This window comes from Pseudomonas sp. PGPR N4 (genome assembly GCF_059693665.1).
Window position 1 is genome coordinate 933731 of sequence record NZ_JCAUKV010000001.1, and the last position, 21695, is coordinate 955425.

The 21695-nt window shown below is 62.7% G+C and carries 16 protein-coding genes; 8 read left to right on the plus strand and 8 right to left on the minus strand.

The features are described 5' to 3' along the window. Positions 1–154 precede the first annotated feature (154 nt). From AC58X1_RS04135 to AC58X1_RS04170, 8 genes are all read right to left on the minus strand, one after another. Positions 155–1660 carry an efflux transporter outer membrane subunit gene (locus AC58X1_RS04135; RefSeq protein WP_401182613.1) on the minus strand — a complete coding sequence of 502 codons (1506 nt, stop codon included), beginning with the start codon at positions 1658–1660 and terminating at the stop codon, positions 155–157. Further along, the gene (locus tag AC58X1_RS04140; RefSeq protein WP_497428398.1) at positions 1657–4764 is read right to left on the minus strand and encodes an efflux RND transporter permease subunit; all 3108 of its coding nucleotides are present in this window, start codon (positions 4762–4764) and stop codon (positions 1657–1659) included. The genes AC58X1_RS04135 and AC58X1_RS04140 overlap by 4 nt, the downstream gene beginning before the upstream one ends. Beyond that, on the minus strand, positions 4761–7859 hold the full coding sequence (locus AC58X1_RS04145; protein ID WP_150569145.1) for an MdtB/MuxB family multidrug efflux RND transporter permease subunit: 3099 nt from the start codon (positions 7857–7859) through the stop codon (positions 4761–4763). Before AC58X1_RS04145 ends, AC58X1_RS04140 begins: the two co-directional genes overlap by 4 nt. Further along, positions 7856–9124: an MdtA/MuxA family multidrug efflux RND transporter periplasmic adaptor subunit gene (locus AC58X1_RS04150; RefSeq protein ID WP_150569144.1), complete on the minus strand. Its 1269-nt coding sequence runs from the start codon at positions 9122–9124 to the stop codon at positions 7856–7858. Before AC58X1_RS04150 ends, AC58X1_RS04145 begins: the two co-directional genes overlap by 4 nt. A 211-nt stretch (positions 9125–9335) precedes the next feature. After that, entirely contained in the window at positions 9336–9836 is a 501-nt protein-coding gene (gene tpx / locus AC58X1_RS04155; RefSeq protein ID WP_101319724.1) for a thiol peroxidase, read from the minus strand. Positions 9837–10003: 167 nt separating this feature from the next. Then, positions 10004–11296 carry a serine/threonine transporter gene (locus AC58X1_RS04160; RefSeq protein WP_101319726.1) on the minus strand — a complete coding sequence of 431 codons (1293 nt, stop codon included), beginning with the start codon at positions 11294–11296 and terminating at the stop codon, positions 10004–10006. Between the two features lie 216 nt (positions 11297–11512). Then, on the minus strand, positions 11513–12709 hold the full coding sequence (locus tag AC58X1_RS04165) for an amino acid aminotransferase (protein WP_497428399.1): 1197 nt from the start codon (positions 12707–12709) through the stop codon (positions 11513–11515). A gap of 142 nt (positions 12710–12851) precedes the next feature. Further along, on the minus strand, positions 12852–13877 hold the full coding sequence (locus tag AC58X1_RS04170) for an Ldh family oxidoreductase (RefSeq protein ID WP_150571724.1): 1026 nt from the start codon (positions 13875–13877) through the stop codon (positions 12852–12854). 144 nt (positions 13878–14021) lie between these two features. On the opposite strand from AC58X1_RS04170, the gene AC58X1_RS04175 reads away from it, so the two are divergent. The 8 genes from AC58X1_RS04175 (at position 14022) to kdgD (ending at position 21635) form a co-directional block, all read left to right on the plus strand. Beyond that, positions 14022–14894, plus strand: coding sequence for a MurR/RpiR family transcriptional regulator (locus AC58X1_RS04175; RefSeq protein ID WP_101319732.1), 873 nt, complete (start codon positions 14022–14024; stop codon positions 14892–14894). Positions 14895–14919: 25 nt separating this feature from the next. Then, complete coding sequence (locus tag AC58X1_RS04180; protein ID WP_150569142.1) at positions 14920–15672, plus strand: transporter substrate-binding domain-containing protein; 753 nt, start codon at positions 14920–14922, stop codon at positions 15670–15672. A gap of 80 nt (positions 15673–15752) precedes the next feature. Next, entirely contained in the window at positions 15753–16472 is a 720-nt protein-coding gene (locus tag AC58X1_RS04185; protein ID WP_101319736.1) for an ABC transporter permease, read from the plus strand. Continuing rightward, positions 16469–17179: an ABC transporter permease subunit gene (locus AC58X1_RS04190; protein ID WP_314480933.1), complete on the plus strand. Its 711-nt coding sequence runs from the start codon at positions 16469–16471 to the stop codon at positions 17177–17179. Before AC58X1_RS04185 ends, AC58X1_RS04190 begins: the two co-directional genes overlap by 4 nt. Positions 17180–17195: 16 nt before the next feature. Next, positions 17196–18440 (plus strand): NAD(P)/FAD-dependent oxidoreductase, encoded by a 1245-nt coding sequence (locus AC58X1_RS04195; protein ID WP_497428400.1) that lies wholly within the window; start codon positions 17196–17198, stop codon positions 18438–18440. A gap of 20 nt (positions 18441–18460) precedes the next feature. Continuing rightward, positions 18461–19243 (plus strand): amino acid ABC transporter ATP-binding protein, encoded by a 783-nt coding sequence (locus AC58X1_RS04200; RefSeq protein WP_150569138.1) that lies wholly within the window; start codon positions 18461–18463, stop codon positions 19241–19243. 310 nt (positions 19244–19553) lie between these two features. Then, positions 19554–20366 carry a gamma-glutamyl-gamma-aminobutyrate hydrolase family protein gene (locus AC58X1_RS04205; protein WP_188036069.1) on the plus strand — a complete coding sequence of 271 codons (813 nt, stop codon included), beginning with the start codon at positions 19554–19556 and terminating at the stop codon, positions 20364–20366. Positions 20367–20723: 357 nt separating this feature from the next. Continuing rightward, the gene (gene kdgD, locus AC58X1_RS04210) at positions 20724–21635 is read left to right on the plus strand and encodes a 5-dehydro-4-deoxyglucarate dehydratase (RefSeq protein WP_150569136.1); all 912 of its coding nucleotides are present in this window, start codon (positions 20724–20726) and stop codon (positions 21633–21635) included. Positions 21636–21695 lie beyond the last annotated feature (60 nt).

The following is a 21695-nucleotide window of genomic DNA, read 5'->3' on the forward strand; positions in this document are numbered from 1 at the left end:
GGCATCGGGCGCAGGGAGGGCCCGGAAAAGCCGCTGATTGTACTCAAGCCTTGGCGAAACGCACGGCATTTCGCGGGACTGGGCCATAAGAATGCCAGCATGCAGAACGGGCGTGTCCAAAGCGGGGAAAACGCCGCTTTCACGGCGTCAAACCCTAGTCGGATTCGCCCTGTTGTTGCGCTTGGCTGAACGCCTGCTGACTATCCCAACCACCACCCAACGCGGCGATCAATTGCACGCTGGCGATCAGCCGCCCTTGCAGCAAATTGAGCACGCTGCGTTCGTTGCTCAGCGCAGTGGCCTGCACATTGACCACGTCCAGGTAGCCAATCAGGCCGGCCCGGTACTGGTTTTCGGTCAGGCGCAGCGACTGGCGTGCGGCCTCCAGCGCTTCCTGGCGTACGACTGCTTCATCGCCATAGACCTTGAGCTGGACCAGGTAGTTTTCCACCTCCCTGAAGCCATCGAGCACGGTCTGCCGATACTGCGCCACGGTCTGGTCGTACACCGCGACGGTGCGGTCCACTTCGGCGCTGCGTTTACCGGCATCGAACAAGGTCATGGCCAATGACGGTCCGACCGACCAGAAGCGGTTCGGCAGCTCGATCCAGTTGCTGAAGCTGCTGCTCGAGTAGCCGCCGCTCATGCTCAGGCTCAAGTCCGGGAAATACGCCGCGCGGGCCACGCCGATGCTCGAGTTGGCAGCCATAACACTGCGCTCCGCCGAGGCAATGTCAGGGCGCCGTTCGAGCAATTGCGACGGCAGCGCCAGCGGCACCTGCGGCAGCGCCGGGATCGACTTGCTGTCAGCCAGGGCAAAGTCCGCGGGGGCCTTGCCCATCAGCACGGCAATTGCGTTCTCATACTGGGCGCGCTGCCAGATCAGGTCGATCAGGTCGGCCTGGGTGCTTTTGAGCTGGGTGCGCGCCTGGGCGACCGCATCCGGCCCGGACACGCCAGCTCGGTACTGGTTTTCGGTCATCTTCAGCGAGCGCTCGTAAGCGGCCACGGTGGCCTCGAGCAAGCGCTTCTGCTCATCGATCACACGCAGTTGCAGGTAGTTCTGCACCAGCTCCGACTGCAAGCTCAGGCGCATCGCTGCCAGCTCGGCAAAGCTCGCCTCGGCACTGGCTTCGTTGGCATTGAGGGTTTCCCGCAGCTTGCCCCACAGGTCGATCTCCCAGCTCACCCCGAGCTGAGTGGTGTAGGTGTTGCGGATACCGCTGCTGTTGTTCGACAGGCTCGAGCTACTGCTACCGGTGCCCTGCGCCGAGCGGTTCTTGCCTGCCGACAGATCGAGGCTGGGGAACAACGAGGCGCGGCTGCTGCGGATCAATGCGGTGGCCTGACGATACTGCGCTTCGTACTGGGCAACGGTCTGGTTACTGCGGTTGAGCTCCTCGACCAGGCTGTTGAGCTGGGCATCACCGTACAGCTCCCACCAGGCGCCACGGGCAATCGCATCCGACGGTTTGGCCTGAGTCCAGCCTTCGGCCTGCTTGAACTGGGCAGGCGTGCTCAGCTCGGGCCGCTGGTAATCCGGGCTCAACGTGCAGGCACTGAGCATCAGCACGCAGAGGCTGGCGCCAAACAGGCGCGAGCCACGGCCGCGGCCCAGCAGCTGCAAGGCACGGTGAAGCGGAGTTTGGGCAAAATTCATAGCGGGGTATCCAGTGCAGCGTCGGTACGTACACCGCGCCAATGGTTGAATCGGTGGCGCAGGCGATCGAGGTAGAGGTAGACCACAGGCGTTGTATAAAGCGTCAGCACTTGGCTGAAGACCAGCCCGCCGATGATCGTCAGGCCCAGCGGTTGGCGCATCTCGGCGCCTTCGGCATTGCTCAGCAACAGCGGCAAGGCGCCGAGGATGGCGGCAATGGTGGTCATCAGGATCGGGCGCAGGCGTAGCAGGCAAGCACGCCGGATCGACTCTTCCGGCGACAGGCCTTCGTTGCGCTCCAGTTGCAGAGCCAGGTCGATCATGAGGATGGCGTTTTTCTTGACTACGCCGATCAGCAGGAACAGCCCCAGCAGCGAGATCAGGCTGAACTCGCCGCCTGTTACGTACATCGCCAGCAGTGCACCCACGCCAGCAGATGGCAGGGTCGAGAGGATGGTAAGCGGGTGGATGTAGCTTTCATAGAGAATCCCCAGCACCAGATACACCAGCACCAAGGCGCCGAGGATCATCAGCGGCTGCCCTTCCTGAGTCTTGCTGAACGCGTCGGCGGTACCGCCAAGCTTGGCGATCACGTCTTCCGGCAGGCCCAGCCGGGCCACTGCCCGCTCGACCGCGGCCATGGCCTGATCGGTGCTGTAGCCCTCGGCCACGTCAAAAGCGATGTCTTCCGAGGCGAACTGGCCCTCGTGGCTGACTCGGTCGTTGGCCAGGCTGTTCTCGTAGCGGGCAAAGGCTGACAACGGCACCCGCGCGCCGTCGGCGGTGATCACCTGGACTTGCTCCAGCGTGCTTGGGTCCCAGGCATACTTGGGATTGATCTCCAGCACTACCTGATACTGGTTGAGGCTGTCGTAGATGGTCGAGATCTGCCGCTGGCTGTAGGCGTTGTTGAGCACCGTGGTGACCATGTCCATATCAATGCCCAGGCGCTTGGCCTGATCACGATCGACCACCAGCGTTACCTGCTGAGTGCCGGCACCGTCATGGGCGTCGATGGCGGTCAGCTCGGGCAGCGCGCGCATCGCCGCGGTGACCTTGGGGAACCACTCGCGCAGCGCAGCCAGATCACCGCTCTGCAGGGTGTACAGGTACTGCGAAGAGGTCTGGTCGCGGCCACCGCCGCCCAGCTGCAGGTCCTGGTCGGCCATGAGGAACAAGCGCCCGCCGGGTACTTTGGGCAGCTCCTTGCGCAGGCGCTCGATCACCTGTTGGGCATTGATCTTGCGTTCGCTGATCGGCTTCAGGCGCACCAGCACCATGGCATTGTTGGTGCCGCTGTTGCCGCCGATGAAGCCGGCCACGCTTTGCACCGCCGGGTCAGCCAGCAGCGCCCGCCGGTAGATTTCCATTTTCGGCTGCATCACGCTGAACGACAGGCCGTCGTCGCCACGCACAAAACCCATCAGTTGGCCGGTGTCCTGCTGTGGCATCAGGGTCTTGGGTACCACCACATACAGCAGCACATTGACGCCGATGGTCAGCAACAGGCTGAACAAGGTCAGGCGACGATGGCGCAGGACCCAACCCAGACTGCGGTCGTACCCGGCGACCATGCGCTGATGCTGGCGGTCGCTCCAGCGCTGCAGGCGGTTGGGCTGTTGTTCGTGGGGCTTGAGCCAGCGCGCGCAGAGCATTGGCGTCAGCGTCAGCGAAACGATCAACGAGACGATTATCGCCGCCGCCAGGGTGATCGAGAACTCCTGGAACAGGCTGCGCACGATGCCGCCCATGAACAGGATCGAGACGAACACCGAGACCAGCGAGACGTTCATCGACAGCAGGGTAAAGCCCACCTCTTTGGCGCCGAGAAACGCCGCGCGCATGGGCGGCTGGCCGTTCTCGATATGCCGGGAGATGTTCTCCAGCACTACGATGGCGTCGTCGACCACCAGCCCGGTGGCCAGGATCAGCGCCATCAGCGACAGGTTGTTCAGCGAGAAGCCACACAGATACATGACCGCAAAGGTGCCGACCAACGACACTGGCACCGCAAGGCTTGGGATCAGCGAGGCACGCAGGTTGCCAAGGAATAGATAGACCACCAGGATCACCAGCACTACAGCAATCAGCAAGGTGTGCTCGGCTTCCTTGAGCGTCGCGTTGATCACCGGCGAGCGGTCCATGGCGATGTCCAGCTTGACGCTGGCGGGCAACAGCGACTGCAGCGCGGGCAGTTGCTGCTTGATCTGCGCCACGGTCTCGATGATGTTGGCGTTGTTCTGCCGGTTGATCACCAGCAGCACCGCGCTCTGGTCGTTGAAAAAACCACTGTTGTAGCGGTTCTCGACGCCATCGGTGACCGTGCCGACATCCGACAGACGCAGGATGGCGCCGTCCTTCTGGCGAATTACCAGCGACCGATAGTCCCTGGCTTTTTCCAGCTGATCGTTGGCGCGCACCTGCCAGTTGCGCTCGGCATCCTCGACAAAGCCCATCGGCCGGCGCTGGTTGGCATTGCTCACCGCCGTGCGCACCTCATCCAGCGACAGGCTGTACTGGTTGAGCAGCTGCGGCTCGAGCGCGATGCGTACCGCCGGCAGCGAGCTGCCGCCGATCTGCACTTCCCCTACTCCACTGACCTGGGCCAGGCTCTGCGACAGAATGGTATCGGCCAGGTCGTACAGCTGCCCCTTCTGCAGCACGCTGGAGGTCAACGCGATGACCATCACCGGCGCCTGCGACGGGTTGATCTTCTTGTAGGTGGGCATGCTGCGCATACCGCTGGGCAGCAGGTTGCGGGTGGCGTTGATCGCCGCCTGCACTTCCCGCGCGGCACCATCGATGTCGCGGCCCTGCTCAAAACCGATGATGACCCGGGTCGAGCCCTGGTTGGAGCTGCTGGTCAAGGTGGTAACGCCAGCAATGGCACCAAGCTTGCGTTCCAGCGGCGTGGCTACGGTGGAGGCCATCACCTCGGGACTGGCGCCGGCCAGGTTGGCCGAGACCACGATTACCGGAAAGTCCATCTGCGGCAGCGGCGACACCGGCAGCAGACCAAAACTGACCCCGCCCAGCAGCATGATCGCCAGGCTCAGCAGCATGGTCGCGACCGGCCGGCGAATGAATGGCCCGGACAGGTTCATGCTTGCGCCTGCTTGGCGTCATCGCGTGGCCGCCAGCGCTGGGCCAGGCGGTCGAAGTACAGGTAGATGACCGGTGTGGTGAACAGTGTCAGAACCTGGCTGACCAGCAGCCCGCCAACCATCACCAGCCCCAGCGGCTGGCGCAGCTCGGCGCCGGAGCCGGTGGCAAGCATCAACGGCACCGCGCCGAACAACGCCGCCAGCGTAGTCATCAGGATCGGCCGGAAGCGCAGCAGCGCCGCCTGGTAGATCGCATCGTGTGGGGTCATGCCTTGGTTGCGTTCGGCCTCCAGGGCAAAGTCGATCATCATGATCGCGTTCTTCTTGACGATACCAATCAGCAGGATGATGCCGATGATGGCGATCATGCCCAGGTCATTGCCGCTGATCAGCAGCGCCAGCAAGGCGCCGACCGCCGCCGACGGCAGGGTCGAGAGGATGGTGATCGGGTGGATGTAACTCTCGTAGAGCACGCCGAGCACGATATACATCGTCACCACAGCCGCCAGAATCAGCAACAAGGTGCTCGACAGGGATGCCTGGAAGGCCTCGGCAGCGCCCTGGAAGCGGGTCTGCACGCCAATCGGCATGGCGATCTCCTGCTGCACCTGCTCGATCGCCGCCACCGCCTCACCCAGCGCCACACCGGGTGCCAGGTTGAACGACATCATCACCGCCGGGAACTGACCGATGTGGGAGATCGCCAACTGCGCCTGGCGCTGCTCGATACGTGCCAGTGCCGACAGCCGCACCTGACCGCCATCACTGGCCTTGACGTGAATCGACTCCAGCGCCGCCGGGCCGATGTTGGCGGCGTTCTGCGACTGCAGGACCACTCGGTACTGGCTGGCCTGGGTGTAGATGGTGGAAATCTGCCGCTGACCGAAGGCGTCATACAACGCGTTGGTGATCTGCGAGACGTTGATGCCCAGCCGGCTGGCCATATCCCGATCGATCACCAGGTACACCTGCAAGCCCTGGTCTTGCAGGTCGCTGGCCACGTCGCGCAGTTCGGGCCGCTGTTGCAGGGCCTGAACCAGTTTGCCACTCCAGGTGGCGAGCATGTCGGCGTCTGGCGACGACAAACTGAACTGGTACTGGGTACGGCTGACCCGGTCTTCAATGCTCAAGTCCTGCACCGGCTGCATGAACAGGCGGATACCGACCAGCTTGTCGACTTGCGGCTGCAGGCGTGCGATCACTTCAGTGGCGCTGACGTCGCGCTCACCGTGGGCTTTGAGGTTGATCAGCAAGCGGCCACTGTTCAGCGTGGCGTTGTCGCCATCCACGCCAATGTAGGACGACAGGCTTTGCACCGAAGGGTCCTGCAGGATGATCTTGCTCAGCGCTTGCTGACGCTCGCTCATGGCGGCGAACGAGGTCGACTGCGGCGCTTCGGAGATGCCCTGGATCACCCCGGTGTCCTGCACCGGGAAGAAGCCCTTGGGCACTGCCATGTACAGCACCACGGTCAGCACCATGCTGGCGATGGCAACCAGCAGGGTCAGCGGCTGGTGGCGCAATACCCAACGCAGGCCGCGGCTGTAGTGCTCGATCAACCAGTCAATCCAGGCGCCGCTGGCGCGATAGAAACGGCTCTGCTCTTCTTCCTTGGGCTCGCGCTTGAGCAAGCGGGCGCACATCATCGGCGTCAGGGTCAGCGATACCACCAGCGAAATCAGGATCGCCACCGCCAGAGTGATGGCGAACTCGCGGAACAGGCGGCCGACCACGTCAGCCATGAACAGCAGCGGGATGAGGACGGCAATCAGCGAGAAGGTCAACGAGATCAGGGTGAAGCCAATCTGCCGGGCGCCCTTGAGCGCGGCCTGCATCGGCGTCTCGCCCTCCTCGATATGGCGGGAAATGTTCTCTAGCATGACGATTGCGTCATCGACGACAAAGCCGGTGGCGATGGTCAGCGCCATCAACGTCAGGTTGTTGATGGAAAAACCCGCCAGATACATGACACCAAAAGTACCGATAAGCGACAGCGGTACGGCAATCGACGGGATGATGGTGGCACTGACCCGGCGCAGGAACACGAACGTCACCATCACCACCAGCACGATGGCAATCAGCAACTCGTGCTGTACATCGGTAACCGCAGCGCGGATGGTCTGAGTGCGGTCAGTCAGCACCATCACATCCAGGCCTGCCGGCAGGTTGTCGGTGATCGACGGCAGCAGGTCCTTGATGCGGTCGACCACTTCGATGACGTTGGCGCCGGGCTGGCGCTGAATATTCAGCAGCACTGCCTGGTTCTCGTTGGCCCACGCCGCGAGGCGTTCGTTTTCGGCGCCATCGACGATTTCAGCCACGTCTTTCAGGCGCAGCGGTGCACCATTGTTGTAGGCGAGGATGAGGTTGGCGTATTCCTCGGGGGAGCGCAGCTGGTCGTTGGCATCAAGCATCGACACCCGGGTGGGGCCGTCGAAGTTACCTTTGGGCTGGTTGACGTTGGACGCGCCGATCAAGGTGCGTACGTCTTCCAGGTTGAGGCCGTTGGCCGCCAGGGCATCGACGTTGACCTTGATCCGCACGGCCTGGCGCTGGCCGCCGGCAATGCTGACCATGCCCACACCGCTGATCTGGGCAAGCTTCTGCGCAACCCGGGTATCGACCAGATCGTTGAGCTTGGGCAACGGCATGGTCTTGGACGAGATTGCCAGGGTCAGTACCGGCGTATCAGCCGGGTTGACCTTGTTGTAAACCGGCGGCGCTGGCAGGTCGCTGGGCAACAGGTTGCTGGCGGCGTTGATCGCGGCCTGCACCTGTTGCTCGGCAACGTCCATGTTCATGTCGAGGCTGAAGCGCAGGGTCAGCACCGAGGCGCCGCCGGAGCTGGTCGAGGCCATCTGGGTCAGGCCCGGCATCTGCCCGAACTGGCGTTCCAGTGGCGCAGTGACGGCGCTGGTCATGACCTGCGGGCTGGCACCGGGATATAGAGTCATGACCCGGATGGTCGGGTAATCGACCTGGGGCAAGGCCGCTACCGGCAACAGCTTGTAGGCAATCAGGCCAGCCAGGACCAACGCCAGCATGCTCAGCGTGGTGGCGACCGGGCGCAGGATGAACAGCCGCGAGAGGTTCATGCGCCCGCCTTGCCCGACGTGCCAGCCTCGCTGGTGCCGCTGCCATCCTGGCCTTGCAGATGCTGACCGGGGGTGGTCGGTACTTGCGAGCTGTCCTCCACCACTTCTACCGCGCTGCCTTCACGCAGGCGATCGGTACCTTCCAGTACCAAGCGGTCACCGGCGACCAAGCCGTCGAGGATCACACTGCGCTCGCCATCACTCGGGCCAACCTTCAGTTTGCGGATATTGACCTTGCTCTCTGCGTTGACCACATAGGCAAAGCTGCCATCGTTACCGAACTGGATCGCAGCCGCTGGGGCCATGACCACCTGTTTGAGGGTGTCGGCGAGCAGGCGCACGTTGACGAACTGGTTGGGGAACAGCGCCTGATCCTTGTTGGCAAAGCTCGCCTTGAACTTGAGAGTACCAGTGGTGGTGTCGATCTGGTTGTCCAGGCTGCCGAGCACGCCACTGGACTGCAGCTTGCTCTCGTTGCGGTCCCAGGCCTCGACGGGCAGAACAGCGCCGCTGCGATAGCGCTCGAGCACGGTGGTCAATTCGGTTTCCGGCAAGGTGAAGGCGACGCTGATCGGCTCGGTCTGGGTGATCACGACCAGCGCCGTGGTGTCGTTGGCCGCGACCAGGTTGCCCAGGTCGAGCTGACGCAAGCCCAGGCGGCCGCTGATCGGTGCGCGGATCTGGGTGAAGTCGAGGTTGAGCCGGGCGTCGCTGACTGCGGCCTGATTGGTCTTGATCAGGCCCTGGAACTGCGCCAGCTGCGCCTCGGCGGTGTCCAGGGTCTGTTTGGCGATGCTGTCTTCGGCGTACAGGCCTTTATAGCGGGCCACGTCAACCTGGGCGTTTTTCAGCTGCGCCTGATTCTGCGCCAGGGTGCCTTCGGCCTGCTGCAAAGCGATGCGGTAGCTGCGCGGGTCGATCTCGGCCAGCAGGTCGCCGGCCTTGACCTGCTGGCCTTCCTTGAAGTGGACCTTGACCAGCTCACCGGCGACGCGGCTGCGCACGTTGACCGTGTTGTTGGCGGTCACGGTGCCCAGGGCCTTGTAGTACAGCGGGAAGTCGCCCACCTGCACCGGCTCTACCCGCACTGGCACGGCCTCGGCAGAACTGCCAAAACCAGGCCGGCCGCTCTTGCCTGCGCGCCCGGCTTGATCCTTGGGCGTCGACGCGGCAGGCCACAGCCACCAGGCCAACAGGGCCACCAGGACCAGGATCAGCAGGCCAAACAGCCAGCGACGGGGGGAGCGGGAGACAGGAGCTTGCATGGCTTGAACGAACCTTGTTCGGAAACGGCGACTTGGGAGGGTGAACGATAAGCACTGATATCGGTTTAGCAAAGCAGCTTTACAGGGCATTTACCTTGGGCTGACGTTGCTAACGCGATGAACTTTAAATGAAAACGGCCTGGAGCAGGGTCCAGGCCGTTTCAGGGTATTGCTTGTTGCGTGCGCGGACCGCAGAGCGGCCCCGCTGCGCTTACTTCAAGACAGCCAGGACCGCCTCGTAGTTCGGCTCTTCGGCGATTTCGCCAACCAGCTCGCTGTGCAGCACTTTGTCGTTCTCGTCGATGACGACAACAGCGCGTGCCGCCAGGCCAGCCAGCGGGCCGTCAGCAATGGCTACGCCGTAGTTTTCGAGGAATTCGCGGCCACGCAGGGTCGACAGGTTCTGGACGTTTTCCAGGCCTTCGGCACCGCAGAAGCGCGCCTGAGCAAACGGCAGGTCGGCCGATACGCACAGCACAACGGTGTTGTTCAGCTCGTTGGCCTGGGCGTTGAACTTGCGCACGGAAGTCGCGCAGGTTGGCGTGTCAACGCTTGGGAAGATGTTCAGCACTTTGCGCTTGCCGGCGTAGTCTTGCAGCGACTTGTCAGCCAGGCCATCACCAACCAGCGAGAACGCAGGTGCCTGAGCGCCAGCTTGCGGGAGGTTGCCTTTGACCTGAACCGGGTTGCCTTTGAGGGTCACTTGAGCCATGAGCGGAATCCTTATGCGGGTGTTTGAAAAGGACACCGAGTTAAGCATGAAGCGCCGCTCAAGCCTATGGGTAGCGATGAAATTGTTCTACTGCCGGGGAATTCGTGTGAACAAAAAAATGCCCGGAGCGCAGCAGGCGGTCCGGGCATCCTCTTATATAGAAGCCATCACCAGCCGAGCACGCTGGCGGCCAGCGAGTAGACTACCGAGCTGATCGCGACCAGGCCGACGAAGACCACAAACAGGTTGGACATCGCCCCGCTGTACTTGCGCATCGACGGCACCTTGCGGATGGCGTACATCGGCATCAGGAACAGCAGCGCGGCAATAATCGGCCCGCCAAACGATTCGATCATGCCCAGGATGCTCGGGTTGAGGGTGGCGACAATCCAGCACACCACCAGCATCAGCGCTGCGACCATGCGGTCCAGAGCCTTGGCCCCGGGGCGCAGGCCAGTCTTGCCGATAATGCCTTTGAGGCCTTCGCTGGCACCGATGTAGTGGCCCAGGAACGACTTGGCGATGGCAATGAAGGCAATCAGCGGTGCAGCAAAGGCAATGGTCGGGTTGCTGAAGTGGTTGGCCAGGTACGACAGGATCGACAGGTTCTGCGCCTTGGCTTCGGCCAACTGGGCGCTGTCCAGGGTCAGCACGCAACTGAATACGAAGAACAGCACCATCGCCACCATCAACAGGTGCGCACGCGACAGGATCTGCCCGCTGCGCTCGTCGGCGTGCTCGCCGTAACGGCGCTTCTGGTCGACAGCAAACGCGGAAATGATCGGCGAGTGGTTGAACGAGAACACCATCACCGGGATTGCCAGCCACACGGTGTGCAGGAACGCCGAGCCCGATGGCACCTGCATCGCGGTATCGAGAATACCGCCACTCCAGTGCGGCACCAGGTACAGCGCCAGCAAGGCCAGGGCGACGATGAACGGGTACACCAGCAGGCTCATGACCTTGACCGTAGCCTGTTCACCGCAACGCACGATGGCCAGCAAGCCGAGGATCAAGCCAAACGACAACAACACCCGCGGTGGCGGGGTCATGTGCAGTTGATGCTCCATGAAGCTGCTGACGGTGTTGGTCAGGGCCACGCTGTAGATCAACAGGATCGGGAAGATCGCGAAGAAGTACAGCACGGTGATCAGCGCGCCAGCCTTGAGGCCGAAATGCTCCTCGACCACCTCGGTGATGTCGCCGCCACGCCCGGACAGCACGAAGCGGGTCAAGCCGCGGTGGGCGTAATAAGTCATCGGGAACGCCAGCGCGGCGAGGATCAGCAGCGGCCAGAAACCGCCCAGGCCTGCGTTGATCGGCAGGAACAGGGTGCCGGCGCCAATCGCGGTGCCAAACAGGCCGAGCATCCAGGTGGTATCTTGTCGTGCCCAGCTGCCGAGGGTGGCACTGGTGGTTTGTTCGAAGCGTTGTTCAACGCTTGAGGCCTGCTCATTCATCCGGGTGCAACTCCACTCGCAAGACTGCAACAGGCTGAGCGTGGCGAAACACTAGGCTCGCGCACCTCAACCGAAAAAGAGGGGCGCGATTGTGCACTGAAAGGTGACGCTTGCGAAGCCCTGTCCGAGCGGCGGTTGCACTTGTCATGACAACCCAGGGGCAACCCCGTGTTGCCAGACCGGCTGAAAGGGGCCGATTGCCGGCCCCTGCCCTGATTAGCGCTGGACTGCGGCGAACGCCTCGGCAACCTGGCGCAGGTTGCTTGGACGCAGGCCGGACATGCACACCCGGCCACTGTCGATCAGGTAAACGCCGAACTCGTCACGCAGACGGCGGACCTGCTCGACACTGAAGCCGGTGTAGCTGAACATGCCGCGCTGTTCGAGGAAGAATGTGAAGTCCTGCCCTGGCAGCAGCTCGCCGAGCAGGTCGACCAAACCTTGGCGCATCTCAAGGATACGCAGGCGCATCACTTCGACTTCTGCTGCCCACTGTGCATTGAGGCTGGCATCGCCGAGCACGCCGGCAACCAGTTGCGCACCGAATGCTGGTGGGCTGGAGTAGTTGCGGCGCACGGTTGCCTTGAGCTGGCCAAGCACGCTCTGGGTGCTGGCCTGGTCGTCGCACACCACCGACAGACCGCCAACGCGCTCACCGTACAGCGAGAAGATCTTCGAGAACGAGTTGCTGACCAGGCACGGCACGCCGGCACGGGCCATTTCGCGGATGGCGTAGGCATCCTGCTCCAGGCCTTCGCCGAAGCCTTGGTAGGCAATGTCGAGGAACGGGATCAGCTCGCGTGCCTTGACCACTTCGACAACCTGCTGCCACTGGTTCTGGTCCAGATCGACACCGGTCGGGTTGTGGCAGCACGGGTGCAGTAGCACCACGCTGTTAGCGGGCAGAGTCTGCAACGCAGCCAGCATGCCGGCGAAGTCGACGCCACGGGTAGCGGTGTCGAAGTACGGGTAGGTATTCACCTTGAAACCCGCACCTTCGAAGATGGCGCGATGGTTGTCCCAGGTCGGATTGCTGACCCAGACTTCGGACTGCGGGAAGTAACGCTTGAGGAAGTCGGCGCCGACTTTCAACGCGCCCGAGCCGCCTACGGTCTGCACGGTAGCCACACGGCCGCCGGTCACTGCCGGGTGGTCGTTACCAAACAGCAGCGCCTGGATCGCCTGGCGATAGCTGGCCAGACCTTCCATTGGCAGGTACAGCGAAGCCTCGTGAGGCTGGTTGGCCAGGCGTTTTTCAACCTCGGCCACTGCCGCCAACTGCGGCACGATGCCGGCAGCATCGTAGTACAGGCCGATGCTCAGGTTGACCTTGGCCGCACGCGGGTCGGCCTTGAAGGTTTCCATCAACGAGAGGATCGGATCGCCGGCATAGGCATCGACATGTTTGAACACAGCGGACAGCTCCTTGAATCAGCACAGTTCGGAAAAGCTTGAGCGAGGATACCCGGAGTCGGGGCAGAGAAACATCACCTTGCTGCAACGGGTCTGTGCAAGGTTGCACGGCCCAGGTATTTCAACCCATGCAACATGACGATCAGCCGAGCAATTGGCGCAGGCCCTGCAGCTCGGTTTCGCTCAGTGCGACACCTTCGCGCTCGGCCGTGGCACGCTCACGATAGCGCCGCTCGCCGGGCATGCGTGACAGGCCGGCCGCCTGCATCTGCTCCAGCAAATGGCGGCTGCGCTGCGCAAAACGCTCGCCTTCGGCCTTGCTCGGGTCGATGACGATCAGCAGTTGCCCGGTCCATGGCGTCTTCGCCCCGGGATGCGCCGACCAGTCGAACTCCCAGGAGAAGTTACCGCCGGTCAGCGCCGCCGCGAGCAACTCGACCATCATCGACAGCGCGGAGCCTTTGTGGTCGCCAAACGGCAACAGCGCGCCGCCGTCGAGAATCGCCTGCGGGTCGGTGGTCGGCTGGCCCTTGGCGTCTACCCCCATGCCCAGCGGCAGTTGCCGCCCTTCGCGGGCCGCGATCTGGATATCGCCATGGGCCATGGCGCTGGTGGCCATGTCGAACACGATCGGGTCATGCTCGGCGCAGGGCGCGGCAAAGGCAATCGGGTTGGTGCCGAACAACGGCTGGCGCGCACCGTGCGGGACTACACAGGTCATGCTGTTGACCACGCTCAAGGCCACCAGGCCTTCATCGGCGAACGGTTCGACGTCCGGCCACAGCGCCGCGAAGTGATGCGAGTTATGGATCGCCAACACCGCGATCCCGGCACTGCGCACCTTGGCCAGCAGCAACGGCCGCGCCGCCGCCAGCGCGGGCTGGGCGAAGCCACCGCCGGCATCGACGCGAACATAGCCGGAGGCGACGTCGGTCACCGCGGGCAGCGCCTTGCCGTCAACCCAGCCACTGGCCAGCGTCGACACGTAGCCCGGGATACGAAACACCCCATGGCTATGAGCGCCGTCGCGTTGGGCACTGGCACAGTTGAATGCCAGCGCTGCCGCCACCGGCTCACTGCAACCGTGCTGTTCAAGGATCGCCTGCAATAACGTCTGCAGTTCGGCAAAGGGCATGCGCACGGTACCGCTGGTCGAAGATGCAGACATCTGGAGCTCCTTGTTGAAATTGTTTGGCTCGGAGTGTGCCACGGGTGAAAACTGTCAGCTACATGACAGCTATCTGTCAATTGTTGACTTGATGACAGAAAACATTCATTTTCTATTCCACGCCCTACCCGACCGGAGTCCGACATGAGTCAATCGATCAAGCAACGCCTGGAGAACAGCCTGCACGGCGCAGCTGCCTCAGGCCGCACGATCGCCAGCTACATGCTCGGCAACCTGCATGAAGTGCCGTTCCAGACCTCCGCCAGCATCGCGGAAAAGCTCGGAGTGAGCGAATCCAGCGTTGGTCGCTTCTGCCGCTCGCTCGGCTACGCCCACCTCAAGGCGCTCAAGCAGGACCTGCAGAACGACCTCGGCGACGGGCCGTGGCTGGTCGGTGACCGCTTGCAGGAATACCGCCAGCAGCACGACGACAGCCAGAGCGCCGGCAGCCTGGAGCTGGAAATCGCCGCACTGGTGCGCGTCCATGAATACAGCCGTAGCGAGGCCTGGCACCGGGTTGCTCAGCGCCTGGCGCAGCGGCCACGGGTATTTGTCGCAGGGTTTCAGACCGAACGCGGCGTCGCCCAGTGCATGACCCATTTGCTGCACTACCTGCGCGATGGCGTACAGGCTGTGGATGGCAGCGCCGGGCACTTTGGCGACGTGCTGCTGACCCGCCCCGAACACTGCGCGCTGGTGGTGTTCGAGGCCCGCCGTTATTCGCGCCATGCCCTGCTGCTGTGCCAGAAGGCACGCCAGGCAGGCATCCCGGTCACGCTGGTGACCGACACCTTCTGTGACTGGGCCGATGCCAACGCCGATGAGGTGTTCCGCATCCCCACCGAATTCAATCTGTTCTGGGAATCCACCTCGGCGATGCTGTCGTGGGTGCACCTGATGGTCAACGAGGTCTGCAAGAAGCTCGGGCCGGATGTTGAAAAACGCTTGGAAGCGACTGCCGCTCTACATAACGAGTTCGTCGGCTACACCTCGTGGCCCGCGGACAAACAACAATAGCAAGAGTGCAACCCAGAGGTGCGAGATGAACAAGACGATGGCTATGGTGGGTGCGTGTGCCCTGCTGCTGGCGGGTGCGGCCAGCGCCGAGACCCTGCGTTTCGCCACAGAGGGCGCTTATCCGCCCTTCAACTATGTCGATGCCGATAACAAGCTGCATGGCTTTGACATCGACATCACCCACGCCCTGTGCGAGCAGATGAAAGTCGAGTGCACGCTGGTGGCGCAAGACTGGGAAGGCATCATCCCGGCACTGATGGCGAAAAAGTACGATGCCGTAGTCGCCTCGATGATCGACACCGAAGAACGGCGCAAGAAGATCGCTTTCACCGACCATTACTACCGCACACCACTGTCCGTGGCGGTCGCCAAGGACAGCCCGATCACCGATGCCCAGACCGACTTCAAGGGCTACACGGTCGGCGCCCAGTCGTCCTCGACCCAGGCTATCTATGCCGAGGACGTGTATGGCCCGGCGGGCGCCAACGTCAAGCTCTACCCGACCATGGATGAGGCCAATGCCGACCTGGCTGCCGGCCGCCTGGACGGAGTCATCGCCGACAAGTTTCCGCTGCTCGACTGGCAGCAGAAAAACGGCAAGGACTGCTGCAAGGTGCTCGGTGACGTCAACCAGACCAAGGCCAATGCGGCGATTGCCGTACGCAAGGACGATCAGCAACTGCGCGAGCGGCTGAACAAGGCGCTGAGCGAGATTGTCGCCAACGGCACCTATCAGAAGATCGCCAGCAAGTACTTCGCCTTCGACATCTATAACTGATCGGTCAGCGCAAGGCAGGCTTCGCGCCGTGGGCGCCCTGCCTTGCGCGCCGCCACGTTCACCTGGCTGGGGAAACACCCATGCTCGATCAATTGTCTTTGTTGTCTTTTGCCAGCGGTGGTTGGGGCCCGGCGTTGCTGGCCGGCGCGCTGGTCACGGTGTCACTGGCGCTGGCCTGCCTGCCGATCGGCTTGCCGCTGGGACTGCTGGTGGCAATGGCCGCGCGCTCACGCAAGCGCCTGCCGCGGGCCTGGGCTACCACCTTTTCTACGGTGTTTCGCGGCCTGCCTGAACTGCTCACGCTGCTGATCATTTATTACGGCTGCCAGATCGCGGCACAAAAGCTGCTGGCGGCGATGGGCTATGAAGGTGAGGTACTGATCAATACCTTCCTGGCCGCCATGATCGCCTTCAGCCTGGTGTTTGCTGCGTTTTCCAGCGAAATCTGGCTGGCGGCGTTCAAGACCCTGCCCAAGGGCCAGCTCGAAGCCTGCTCGGCCCTGGGGCTGAGCAAACGCACCGGTTTTTTCAAGGTGGTACTGCCGCAACTGACCCGGATCGCCCTGCCCGGCCTGTCCAACAACTGGCTGTCGCTGCTAAAGGACACGTCGTTGGTCTCGACTATCTCGCTGGTCGACCTGATGCGCCAGACCAACCTCGCCGTCAGCGTGACCAAGGAGCCGATGTTCTTCTATGGCGTCGCCTGCCTGGGCTATCTGCTGTTCTCGGCGTTGTCCGGGCGCGTGTTTGCCTTCATCGAACGGCGCTATAGCCGCCACCTGCAAGGAGCGCGGGCATGAACTTCGAACAATTACTGGCGCTGGTGGTCGACCCCGACCTGCTGCAGCGCTACGGGCCGCGCTTCATCGATGGTCTGCTGGTGACTGCCAAGCTGGTGGCCATTTCCTTCACCCTCGGCGCCGTGCTTGGCCTGCTGCTGGCGCTGGCGCGGATCTCCAACAAGACCGTGCTCAATCGCATGGCGGCTGGCTATATCTACTTCTTCCGCGGTTCACCACTGCTCGCGCAGCTGTTTCTGCTGTATTACGGCCTTGGCTCGTTCAAGAGCTTTTGGCAGGACGTCGGGCTGTGGTGGTTCTTCCGTGAGGCCTGGTACTGCGCGCTGCTGGCATTCACCCTGAACACGGCCGCCTATCAGGCCGAGATCTTCCGCGGCAGCCTGCTGGCAATCGCCCCAGGCCAGTTCGAGGCCGCCCGCGCGCTCAACCTCAAGCGCTCGACCACGTTCTTCAAGGTGGTCATGCCGCAATCGCTGCTGGTCGCCATCGGCCCGCTGGGCAATGAGCTGATCCTGATGATCAAGGCCAGTGCGATTGCCTCGCTGGTCACCATCTACGACCTGATGGGCGTGACCAAGCTGGCGTTCTCGCGCAGCTTCGACTTCCAGATCTACCTGTGGGCCGCCGTGCTCTACCTGCTGATCGTGGAAATCGTCCGGCGCACCCTGAAATACCTGGAAGGCCGCCTCGGCCGCCACCTGAACTGACCCAAGGATACGCTCCATGCATTGCCAAACCATTGTTCTGGGCGCCGGGATCGTCGGTGTCAGTACCGCGCTGCAGTTGCAAGCGCGCAGCCGCCAGGTCGTTCTGATCGACCGTGACCAGCCCGGCAGCGGCACCAGCCATGGCAACGCCGGCCTGATCGAACGCTCCAGCGTCATCCCCTATGCCTTCCCGCGCAACGTCGGCGCACTGCTGCGCTATGGCCTGAACCGCCAGCCGGATGTGCGCTACAGCCTGTTGCACCTGCCCAAGGCGGCGCCCTGGCTGCTGCGTTACTGGCGCCAGTCAGCACCCGGCCGGCTGGCCGGCGCTGCCGCCGATATGCTGCCGCTGGTGCAGCGCAGCGTCGAGGAACACGACGCGCTGATTGCCGCTGCCGGGCTCAGCGATCTGGTCCAGGCCAAAGGCTGGATCGAAGTGTTTCGCGACCCGAGGCTGTTCGTTCAGGCCAAGGAGGACGTAAAAAACCTGGCGCGCTATGGCCTGCAGTACGAAATCCTCGAACGTGACCAACTGCAGGCCCGCGAGCAGCAACTGGACGGCGGCGTGGTAGGCGGCATTCACTGGCTCGACCCGAAGACCGTGCGCAACCCTGGCGGCCTGACCCGCGGCTATGCCGCGCTGTTCGTCGAGCGCGGCGGGCAGTTCCTCCATGGTGATGCGCGCAGCCTGCGCCAGCTTGACGGTCAGTGGCAGGTGCAGAGCCAGCGTGGCGCGGTCACGGCCGACGAGGTCGTGATCTGCCTGGGGCCGCAATCGGCCGAGCTGTTCGGCCCGCTGGGCTATCGGTTTCCGCTGGGCATCAAGCGCGGCTATCACATGCACTATGGCACCCGCGGCGACGCGCAACTGCAGCATTCGATCTGCGACACCCAGGGTGGTTATGTGCTGGCGCCGATGGCGCAGGGCATCCGCCTGACTACCGGCATCGAGTTTGCGGCCAGCGACGCCCCGGCCAACGAGATCCAGTTGCAGCGCTGCGAAGCCCTGGCTCGTCGGCTGTTCCCCGCGCTCGGCGAACGCCTGGATGAGCAGCCCTGGCTGGGCCTGCGTCCCTGCCTGCCGGACATGCGCCCGATAATCGGCCCCGCACCGCGGCACAAGGGCCTGTGGTTCAACTTTGGCCACGCCCATCACGGCCTGACCCTGGGCCCGGTGACCGGCCGCCTGCTCGCCGAGATGATGACCGGCGAGCAGCCGTTCACCGACCCTGCGCCTTACCGCGCAGCACGCTTTGACTAAACCAGCGGGAGAACAACAACATGACCGCACCTTTGAACCTTGCCAGCCTTGCCCCTGAAGCCGATAGCCGCCCAGTGCTGATCGACATAGAAGGCTTGAACAAACACTACGGCGCCTTCCACGTGCTGCGCGATATCAACCTGCAGGTCCGCGAGGGTGAGCGTATCGTTCTCTGCGGACCCTCCGGTTCGGGCAAATCGACCTTGATCCGCTGCATCAACCGCTTGGAGATCGCCGAGCAAGGCAGCGTTCATGTCGACGGCATCGACCTGGCCAAGCCCTCGCGTCAGGCCGCTCAGGTGCGCAGCGAAATCGGCATGGTGTTCCAGCACTTCAATCTGTTTCCACACATGAGCGTGCTCGACAACTGCTTGCTGGCCCCAACCAGCGTGCGCGGGCTGTCGCGCAAGGACGCCGAAGAGCGGGCGCGGATGTACCTGAGCAAGGTCGGCATCGCCAGTCAGGCCGACAAATACCCCAGCCAGCTCTCCGGCGGCCAGCAGCAGCGCGTAGCGATTGCCCGTGCCCTGTGCATGAAGCCGCGGATCATGCTGTTCGATGAGCCAACCTCGGCGCTCGATCCGGAGATGGTCGCCGAAGTCCTGGATGTGCTGGTGAAGCTCGCAGGCACCGGCATGACCATGCTCTGCGTCACCCATGAAATGGGCTTTGCCCGCCAGGTGGCAGAGCGTGTGCTGTTTCTTGAGGGTGGCCAGATCATCGAAGACAGCCCGCCACAAACGTTTTTTGGGCAACCCAAAACTGCCAGGGCCCAGGCATTTCTCAAGCAGATTCTGCACTGATAAGCCGCAGTGCAAGGGCTGGATCATTGCAGCGCTGCAATGATCCAACTGCGTCGTTAATTATATTTACCAAAACCCCTGCCAAACCCTTGCCAGCCAAGGCTCCGCTTCCCTCAAGCGCCCTGAAACCGGCGCCAAAGCGCTCACGCCTCGTTTGACATATCGAACGGCTCTGGCAAGCTAGAGACAAGCCCCGACCGGCATCGTCTCCTTCAGCGAGCCGGCAGTGCTCGGGGCTCCAGGCCGCACACAAGGCCCAGGCCGTGCGCCTGCACAATATCGACAGGAAGCACCTGTCCCAAGGTGACATATGTCCAACAGCAACATTGGCAACAAGCAAACTTCCCTGCGCAAACCCGTCGTCCTGATGACCATGGGCAGCCAAGAGCGCAAAGGCCATGACTATCAGGTCATGACCCACAAATACATTACCCCCCTGGTCGACTTCGCCGACTGCCTGCCTGTGCTGGTTCCGACCTGCTGCGGCACCGATGACCTCGAGCGTTATCTGGATATGGCCGACGGCGTCTATCTGACCGGTGCTGGCAGCAACATCGACCCGGCCCTGTACGGCCAGGAGAACGAGACGCCAGGCAAAGGCCAGGACAAGAACCGCGATCTGTTCGACATCCCGCTGGTCAAACTGGCTCTGGCCCGTGGCCTGCCAATCTTCGGCATCTGCCGCGGCATGCAGGAAATCAACGTCGCACTGGGCGGCGATATCTACCAGAAGGTGTACGCCGAGCCGGGCTTCAACGATCACCGGGAAAACCCCGAGGATCCGGTTGAAGTGCAATACCAGGCCGTGCACAGCGTCACCATCAAGCCAGGCAGCTGGCTGCGGGATGCCTTGGGCACTGACCAGATCCGAGTCAACTCGTTGCATGGTCAAGGCCTGCGCAAACTGGGTGAGGGCCTTGAGCCGATCGCCCAGGCTGAAGACGGTTTGGTCGAAGCCATCCACGGCCCGAGCATCTCGCCCTTCCTGTTCGCTGTGCAGTGGCACCCCGAGTGGCAAGCGGCGAAAAACCCTGACTCGATCAAGATTTTCGAGGCGTTTGGCGATGCTTGCCGTGCTCAGGTCCGCAAGTCCCAGGCCAGCAAGCGCAACCAGGCTGCCTGAGTCCCTGCTTCGTTAGTTTGATCGCGGGGCGGCGCAAGGCCGCCCCCGCTTCCCCGGTCACCCTCTGCTGGTCCCAGAACACCTACCGTGGCAGCGCGGGGCGGGCGTGTGCCTGTCCCCGCGATCCTTTTTTCTGCCATCCGTGCAGAGATATGATGACTAACGGCTGCTTTATTATTTCCCTCCATCCCGCGCCCTGACCCACACCTATCCCCCTGCGGGTACCTGCCGCATTTGTGCGGAAAGCGACTACGAGAAAAAATCTGTGGCAAGGGACTAGTCATTTCTTAGGTTGTACGATAACTTACCTCTCAGATTGATTCACCACCCCAAAAGCGCCACAGGAAACCAATAACAATGAATCCACTAGAGCTGCAGTCCATCCTCTCCCACGGTCTGCTGTCGTTCCCGGTAACCGACTTCAATGCCCAGGGCGACTTCAATCAGGCGGGCTACATCAAGCGTCTGGAATGGCTTGCCCCGTATGGCGCGACTGCGCTGTTCGCCGCCGGCGGCACCGGTGAGTTCTTCTCCCTGGCCGCCAGCGAGTACAGCCAGGTGATCAAGACTGCAGTCGATACGTGCGAGCATTCGGTACCAATTCTGGCCGGCGTCGGTGGTTCTACTCGCCAGGCCATCGAGTACGCCCAGGAAGCCGAACGTCTGGGTGCCAAAGGTCTGTTGCTGCTGCCGCACTACCTGACCGAAGCCAGCCAGGACGGTGTAGCCGACCACGTTGAAGCCGTGTGCAAGTCGGTCAAGATCGGTGTAGTGGTCTACAACCGTAACGTCTGCCGCCTGACCGCGCCGCTGCTCGAGCGCTTGGCCGAGCGTTGCCCGAACCTGATCGGTTACAAGGATGGCCTGGGCGATATCGAGCTGATGGTGTCGATCCGTCGCCGCCTGGGCGATCGCTTCAGCTACCTCGGCGGCCTGCCGACCGCTGAAGTGTATGCAGCTGCCTACAAGGCGCTGGGTGTGCCGGTGTACTCTTCGGCGGTGTTCAACTTCGTGCCCAAGACCGCGATGGACTTCTACCATGCGATCGCTCGCGAAGATCACGCCACCGTCGGCAAGCTGATCGATGACTTCTTCCTGCCGTACCTGGACATCCGTAACCGCAAAGCCGGCTATGCCGTCAGCATCGTCAAGGCCGGCGCCAAGATCGCCGGTTACGACGCAGGCCCAGTGCGTTCGCCACTGACCGACCTGACCGGCGAAGAGTATGAAATGCTCGCCGCCCTGATGGACAAGATGGGCCCGCAATAAGCGACCCCGCGGCCTGCCAATGCCGCAACCGGAGTGAGGCCACGCCCGCTCCGGTCTTAT